6 protein-coding genes are annotated in these 6,073 nt (G+C 38.8%); 3 read left to right on the top strand and 3 right to left on the bottom strand.

Annotated features, from left to right (window positions below; all coding sequences use genetic code 11):
* Nucleotides 1–534: 534 nt before the first annotated feature.
* The 3 genes from H528_RS0111730 to H528_RS0111720 form a co-directional block, all read right to left on the bottom strand.
* Nucleotides 535–1,509, bottom strand: a complete 975-nt coding sequence (locus tag H528_RS0111730) for a hypothetical protein (protein ID WP_157608253.1) — start codon at nt 1,507–1,509, stop codon at nt 535–537.
* Nucleotides 1,510–1,820: 311 nt separating this feature from the next.
* Nucleotides 1,821–3,275: an ATP-binding protein gene (locus H528_RS0111725; protein ID WP_022854490.1), complete on the bottom strand. Its 1,455-nt coding sequence runs from the start codon at nt 3,273–3,275 to the stop codon at nt 1,821–1,823.
* 122 nt (nt 3,276–3,397) lie between these two features.
* Nucleotides 3,398–4,546 (bottom strand): methyl-accepting chemotaxis protein, encoded by a 1,149-nt coding sequence (locus tag H528_RS0111720; protein WP_022854489.1) that lies wholly within the window; start codon nt 4,544–4,546, stop codon nt 3,398–3,400.
* 321 nt (nt 4,547–4,867) lie between these two features.
* Between H528_RS0111720 and H528_RS13715 the strand changes: the two genes are divergently transcribed.
* Genes H528_RS13715 through H528_RS0111700 form a run of 3 tightly spaced genes read left to right on the top strand, consistent with a single transcriptional unit; the run spans nt 4,868 to nt 5,928 of the window.
* Nucleotides 4,868–5,104, top strand: coding sequence for a hypothetical protein (locus H528_RS13715; RefSeq protein WP_022854488.1), 237 nt, complete (start codon nt 4,868–4,870; stop codon nt 5,102–5,104).
* Entirely contained in the window at nt 5,085–5,369 is a 285-nt protein-coding gene (locus H528_RS0111705) for a type II toxin-antitoxin system RelE family toxin (RefSeq protein ID WP_022854487.1), read from the top strand. Before H528_RS13715 ends, H528_RS0111705 begins: the two co-directional genes overlap by 20 nt.
* 1 nt (nt 5,370) lies before the next feature.
* Nucleotides 5,371–5,928 (top strand): pyruvate kinase alpha/beta domain-containing protein, encoded by a 558-nt coding sequence (locus H528_RS0111700; RefSeq protein ID WP_022854486.1) that lies wholly within the window; start codon nt 5,371–5,373, stop codon nt 5,926–5,928.
* The last annotated feature ends 145 nt before the right edge of the window (nt 5,929–6,073 follow it).

The following is a 6,073-nucleotide window of genomic DNA, read 5'->3' as shown; positions in this document are numbered from 1 at the left end:
CTTTGATTTGGGAGTTTATAGACTTTTTTGCCGTCAAAGATCACTAAGGTGTCTTTGGCGACATCAACGCCAAGGAAGGAATAGTCTTTCATAGTGATTCCTCCTTTTGGCACTAAGTGTTATAATAGCGATGTTGGTAGGGAGGCCCTTCCCGGTTTAGCCTTGTATACGGACAGTTTCCGCAAAAGGAAACGTCCCGGATACTGTTCAAACATAGGGAAGGACGGCTAGTCTCGCGATCGAACAGTTTGCCATAGGGCAAACGTTCCATGACAAGCCAGCCAGTCCCTCCCTACCAACTTTTCTTCCTGAATTTAATCATCCTTTCTGTTGTTAACCATACAATGACAAAGAAAGGGGACAGAGCTCCTCGCGATGACGCCTTCGCGGTCATTGCGAGCGAAACGAAGCAATCCCATGAGATCACTTCGGTGTGCTATAGCACGCCGAAGTGATGACGGGGTAGTTGATATCGAGCGGGCGTATCAGTCGCCCGGCTACAACACTTTGTCGGATAAAATGTGCTCCCAATAATTAGGGAAGAAAGCTTTTAACGGTATGAAGGTCTATTTGGTGGAACATGAAAACATAAAAAGCCAAATGTAGGATAACGAATACGAAAGCAGGAACTTGAAAGGAAATAGCTGGTTTACTCGCATCATATTCCCAGCTTTTCCCGTCACGGAAGAGGTTAATAAAATTCATCATAACGTAGCATTCCACGGCAAAAGGTGGAAAACCCAAAAATCCTAAAACAGGCATTTCAAAAAGTTTGATTTTTCCGACAAAAGGCACGGTATAAATCCATTTGCTGATAGCCCAGAAGTTCCAGAATTCCCATAAAAAGCCACAAATAAGCCCGGCGAGCAATAAGGCGTAAAACTTTCTGAAAGAGCCTTTTTCCCATTCACGCAAAAGAGAGGGAGCCCCAAGGGCGTGGTTTATCGGCTCAAGCAAAAAGATAAAGCTTCCCCAAACCAAAGGAAAAAAATAGCGAGGATAAGCAACTGGAAGGACCAGGAATAATATGCCAAGAAGTATAAACCATGGGTAAGCCAGACGGGCGTCTTTAAGGTCAGGGGCTTTGGCTTCCTTTATAAGGCCGTAGGCCAGGATGAACTCGTATGTGATAAAAATCCCAGGTAAAACCGTGCCAAAACAGATAAAATAACCAAACCAGCGCTGCCAAAGCTCAGGAATAATGTTTACGTAGTGCCAATTCTTGAGATAAAAATTAAACCACTCAAAGACAAGCCAGATAAAAACTGACCAGGGAATCAAGGCCAGAAACTCTTTTGGGCGGTCAAAAATAAGCGAGCGCTTGGTTTTGCGTTTAACAAGCCAATCTACAAAAAAGATATAGGGCCACCAGGCAAAGGCGTAAAACCATTTGCCGATAAATTCGTTCCCGGAAAAAAGCAGAATTTCACTTATGATTAAGGCCAGACACGCAACTATTCCATAAACTCTTACAAAATTCATAAGCTTTACCCCTTTACCATGCCGCATGTGTCTATTTTTACCTACTTTTAATGATTTTTATACTATTGTTAAGTGTTGCTGTCTTATTTTCTCCGTATCCTAATTTCTGGCTAACAAGGTAAAGGACGATTCTTCCGCGGTGTATCATCCAGGAGACTACCTTTGGAAGTGGCTAGTAGTAAGTGGTGGAGAGATTAACAGAATGTAGGGCAACGCATGCGTTGCCCTACTGCGGTATAAAGAAGCCGAAAAGAAGGCGCGGGATGAAGCTGAACATTTTGCACTTGGCCTTAAGAGTTTAACTGAAAATTAGTGAATTTATTCGTTAAAAAGATAAGTTATGACAATAAAGCCAGAAGTTCTTTTGAATGGAAGGGTTTGGTTAATACGTGTGCGTCTTCAAACGAGGGAAGTACTCCTTCTCTTTGGCCGGTAATAAAGATTATCTTTAAACGAGGAAATTTTTCTTTCAAAAGACGGGCAATTTTGGTCCCCTTACCATCTGGTAAATTAATGTCAGTAATTAGGTAATCTAGTTCTTCGAAGGAGGATATCATGGCCAGGGCATCGCGGAAGTTCTCCGCAGCAATTACTTTGTAGCCATTTTGTTTTAGTAACTCTTCAATAAAGTTTCTTATTAGGTCTTCGTCTTCAACTAAAAAAATAGTTGCTATACGCAATTTAAAATTTTTTTCAGCAATAGGAAAAGTCAACACAAATTTTGCACCGCAATTTGGCTTTTGGATGAGCTCAATACTTCCACCAAGACTTTCAATTTCTTTTTTAACAAAGCTTAATCCAAGGCCAGTGCTGCCTTCTTTAGTGCTGAAATGTGGTTCAAAAATTTTTTCTCTTAATTCTTGTGGTATTCCGGGCCCAGAATCTATCACAGTAACAACTACATTTTCATTTTCTTTTTTAGCTGAAATTCTGATGTAACCCTTACCTTTAATGGCTTGATAAGCATTATTCAAAATATTTCTTATAATTTGTTCTATACTAAAGCTATTTCCTTTAATTTTTGGTAAATCTTCTTCCAAAAATATTTCTAAAGCGAGGTCGTCACCTGCGGTTTTCTTTAACGAATTCGTAATTCTTTCTAAGATCTCTTTTATATCGCAATTAAGAATTGTTTTAATTTTTTGTTTGTTAATTGATAGATAGTCTTTCGTTATTTCCTCTCCTCTTAGAGAGGTTGCGATTATACGTTCAAAATATTCGTTTTTTCTTTCTTTTCTAATGATTCCTTGCTCTGCTGATAAAGAAATCATTTGTAAAATACTTCTTACGTCATGGATAACTTTTTTTGATATACCTTCGCATTCGTCTATTATTTTTTGTTTTTCTTTTTCTTTATTTATCAATTGACTTAAAATATTTGCTATGTTTGCAAAATATAGTTTTTCTCCTTCACTCCATTTTTGCTTTGCGTTTTTCCTCCCCAGACCAAATACTCCTAGAAAAACTTTTTTATCAAAAAGTGGTATGAGGATTAAGTCGTTTAACTCTAGATTTTCTATTTTATTTTCTATGTATGCTATTTTTTCTTGTTTTAGTATTGGCTTGTGTTTTTGAACTATATCTAGATTTTCTTTTTTAAGGTCTCTGTTGCTGTAAATTTTTTCTTCATTCTTGTCATAAATTATGCAAAAAATTAAATCTATATTTAGCGTTTTTTCAATTAATTTTAAAATTTCTTCGGTGGCCTCTTCTATTTTATTATGTTTTTCTGCTACTTTTCTTGTTTCTAGTAAACTTTTTAATAGTTTTTCGTTATTATGTTCTTCTCTCATCCTTTTTATTCCCTCGGTTATGATTAAGAAAGTTTCCTCATCTAAAGAGTCATCGCTTATAGTGGCCTTTGGCTCGCCATAAGCGATTTTTGTTTAATAAGGACCCCTCCCGCTTGATTTTTTCAAATTCGATACTTGTCAGCCATTTCTTTTAAAGTAATAGCAAGTTTATTCATATCTTCGGCGGCCTGTTTAATGCCAGCTATCGAACTTTCCGCTTCTTCGGTTCTGTCTTTAAGGCTTTTATTCATGTCGTTTATATTGAGCAACTCTTCTGCAATGCTATCGGTGTTATGGGTGATTTCCTGGGTTACGGCGGTTTGTTCTTCAATGGCTGAAGCTATGCTTCCTGCGCGCTCAACAGTCTTTTCCATGGTGGTAAGCAGGTTTACGCTTGTTTCTTTGAGTTTCATGCCCTTTTCTACAAGATTTTCCACCCAGGTTCTGATCTGATCTGTGGATTGAGCGGTCTGTCTTGAGAGCTCTTTGATTTCTCCTGCTACTACGGCAAAGCCTTTTCCTGCTTCACCAGCCCTTGCTGCTTCAATGGTGGCGTTTAGTGCCAGTAGATTGGTTTGGTCCGCAATATTCTGGATAATGTCTGCGGCGTTTTTAATATGTTCGATCTCTGCCAACAGGCTTTCGATAATGTCGCTGTTGGTTTGGGCCTGGTAACTCGTTTCCTGGGTTTCTGTAGTAGTTTGGGCGGTATTTTGCGAAATTTCTGAAATAGCTGCACTTAGCTCCTGAATGCTTCTGGTGGCGAGATTTAGCTGCTCGTTTAATTCTTCAGTGTAATGGGTGAGGCGTTTAATATCTTTAAAGGTTTCTGAGGAGTGTTGGGCAACTTGTTCGGCAATGGCTGAGAATTCAGTTGAGCTTGCAGCAATTTGCTCGATTCCTTTTTTGATTTCTTTTAGCACGCCAGTGGCATTTTCTAAAGTGCGGTTAAAATGATAGGCTAGAATGTGAATCTCATTATTGCTGTTCTCGATTACTTCCGCTCGCTCAGTAAAATCCTTTTCAGCGACTTTTTGCATTATTTTGACAAGCTTTTCTGCTTCTTTTTCTAAGCGAGTACCTACCAGAAAAGCAAATCCACCACCCATAAGAAGAGCACTTCCCAAGAAGAATAGTTGTCTAATTATTCTTGATTTTTCTTCATGAAAGAAAAAAGCTTCAATACCAATACTTATTCCCCATAATACAAAAACTATTCCTGAAATCAAGAATAAAAGGTGTTTAATCTTAAGGTTCATCACTTTCTGCATTTTCCCTCCCGCTTTTATTATTTTTTGCTGAACTTTTCTTAGTTTTTTTAATTATAGGCAATTTCTTTATCGAACGTATTTTAAAAAACTTAAATCTTTTTTGTGTAACAAACATGTTAATTTTTGGTTTTTATAAGTGATGAACCTGTAAATTTTTGACTAATTAATGTTTAATTATTCTTGTCAAATCACTAGGTTTGCGTATAAAAAAAGCAAAAATTAGCGTATCTGGTTCGTCACTTGTGAATACCTTTTGAAGGATTTAATTATTTTTTATAAAATGACGAATAGATGTTGAACTTTAAAATAAGGAGGGGCTTGATGCCAACGAAACATCCTCGTCTTTGCATTGTGCTTGAGCCAGAGCTTTTCAATAGGGTTCGCAAACTTGCAGAAATTAAAGGAGTATCGATGTCGTCTATGGTCTGTGAGCTTTTGCGAGAGTCTCTTGAGATAGAAGAAGACCTACTTTTTATGAAACATTTGAGCTATCGCGAGGCCAAAATGGAAGACAGAAAGGGGGTTCAAGATTCCCGCCATGACTCAAAAGACATTTAAAGTCAAAATTAGCCAGGATGTTCTTGAGAAAGACTTTCCTGCTTTAAATCCCGGTTTTAAAGAGGCTCTTATCAACTTTATTAAAGAAAAACTTGCTGTTAGGCCTCATTTGTATGCCAAGCCTGTGCGCGGTCCGGGAAGCAAATATTGGAAGGTTCGTTTTGGAGAATATCTTTTAGGATTCAAAATTGAGCTTGACTGTCTTATTGTTTTGGCGGTAATTCCTTATTATCGCCTCTACAATAAAAATTTTGTAGGAGTATAGGTTGGCTATTTATTTCGAAAAAGCAGGCCGTGAAAATACTGATCAGGCATTAAAAATTGCCTATGATGCCTTTGAAAAAAGGAGTATCAAGCACGTTATTGTTGCTTCTACCTTTGGAGATACAGGCCTTAAAGCGGCAGAGCTTTTTAAAGGTAAGGGGGCGAATTTAATCGTTGTTACGCACAACGTTGGTTTTCGGGAACCCGGCAAATTAGAAATGTCCCCTGAAACACGGGCAAAAATCGAATCCTTGGGGGCAAAAGTTTATACTGGTACCATGGTGCTGCGAAGCATAGGCACCGCTATTCGTGAGCTACAACAATATTCTCAGCAAGACTTAATAGCCAATACCTTGCGTCTTTTTGGGCAGGGGATAAAGGTATGCGTAGAGATAGCTCTAATGGCTTGTGATGCTGGGCTTGTGCCTCCAGAGGACGTTATAACCGTAGCTGGGACCGCACGCGGCGCAGACACCGTAGCCATTATCAAAGCCATGCCCTCAAACAAAATGTTCAGCTTAAAGGTGCGCGAGATCCTGGCTAAACCTAGAGACTGGTAAATCTTAGTAAGCCGATATTTTTGCTTGCTGAATTGGTATCGCATTTTTGCGCCGCCTGCGCTTAAGCCCAAGCTTCTCCCTTAGCGCGGCAAGCGCCTCTTTTACAAACTTCTCCGTGCCTATTACCAAGCCCTCTGAAAAATAT

This window comes from Thermodesulfatator atlanticus DSM 21156 (assembly GCF_000421585.1).
In the GTDB taxonomy this organism is placed as follows: Bacteria; Desulfobacterota; Thermodesulfobacteria; order Thermodesulfobacteriales; family Thermodesulfatatoraceae; genus Thermodesulfatator; species Thermodesulfatator atlanticus.
This window is presented reverse-complemented; position numbering and strand designations above follow the sequence as displayed.